General features: G+C 37.4%; 1 CRISPR repeat array.

What is annotated here, in order from left to right:
* Positions 1-416 precede the first annotated feature (416 nt).
* Positions 417-1,112: direct repeats of the CRISPR family, unit length 29 nt; unit sequence GTTTTATATGAACGTAGTGGGATATAAAG.
* Positions 1,113-1,146: the final 34 nt, after the last annotated feature.

Genomic DNA, 1,146 nt, shown 5'->3' with positions numbered 1-1,146 from the left:
TAATAGGGGAGGAAAGAGGAAAGAGAATAGGAGAAGAAATAGGAAAGAAAATAGGAGAGAAAAAAGCTATTATGAAAGTTGCCTTGAGCATGATACAAAAAGGACTAGATAACGAGACCGTAGCCGAATTAACCGAGCTTACACAGGAAGAAATTGAACAGCTTCGCAGGCAATAAAAGTTACTTAGATATCATTCTTCATATTCGGTGTTCGTGGCGGAATACGTTCATGATTTGCAGTAAACCTACTTTTGGGTATACTGGACATGAGGCCTTATATAGCAAGGATTTGAGGCGTTTTTTCTCCTATGTGAAAAATAGAATTCCTGGTTTACTGCAAAAAGCCGACTTTTGCTGAGTTCTTTGAACGATGAAATCCTTGATAGATGAAGGTTTTCGTCCGTTTTGTTTTTAGGGGTTTTATATGAACGTAGTGGGATATAAAGATAGTTGAAATAAATTGTTGTGCTGTCGCTAAATCCAGTTTTATATGAACGTAGTGGGATATAAAGTCGATGATGTTTTTCTTAGCTGACTCCTTGTCGTAATAAGTTTTATGTGAACGTAGTGGGATATAAAGTTGCTCGATTGTTCGTTGTAGAGATCCGGTTCCGTTGTGCGTTTTATATGAACGTAGTGGGATATAAAGATAACTCAAATTCAAATCTATATGTGTGTTCATCCTCACGTTTTATATGAACGTAGTGGGATATAAAGTGGGTCGTTGCGTCAATGCCCATACGCTCGTATGTCTGGTTTTATATGAACGTAGTGGGATATAAAGGCTTTTTGCGGGTGGCGAATACAATCACACCGATTAGTTTTATATGAACGTAGTGGGATATAAAGTGTGTTTTTAATGCTTTGATTGGCGTAGGGCGTTTATGTTTTATATGAACGTAGTGGGATATAAAGGCGATAGAAGCGAACACAATCGCCGCAATTGGAAGAGCGTTTTATATGAACGTAGTGGGATATAAAGGAGGAAATTACAAGATTTAAAGATTATACTCAAAAGTTTTATATGAACGTAGTGGGATATAAAGTTGAAGGCGGTGGGGTAGAAAAGAGGTTTTAGGAACGCGTTTTATATGAACGTAGTGGGATATAAAGAAGTTTGCTCGATCTCCTTCTGTAAATGCATAAG

The organism is Aneurinibacillus aneurinilyticus ATCC 12856 (assembly GCF_000466385.1).
In the GTDB taxonomy this organism is placed as follows: Bacteria; Bacillota; Bacilli; order Aneurinibacillales; family Aneurinibacillaceae; genus Aneurinibacillus; species Aneurinibacillus aneurinilyticus.
This window is presented reverse-complemented; position numbering and strand designations above follow the sequence as displayed.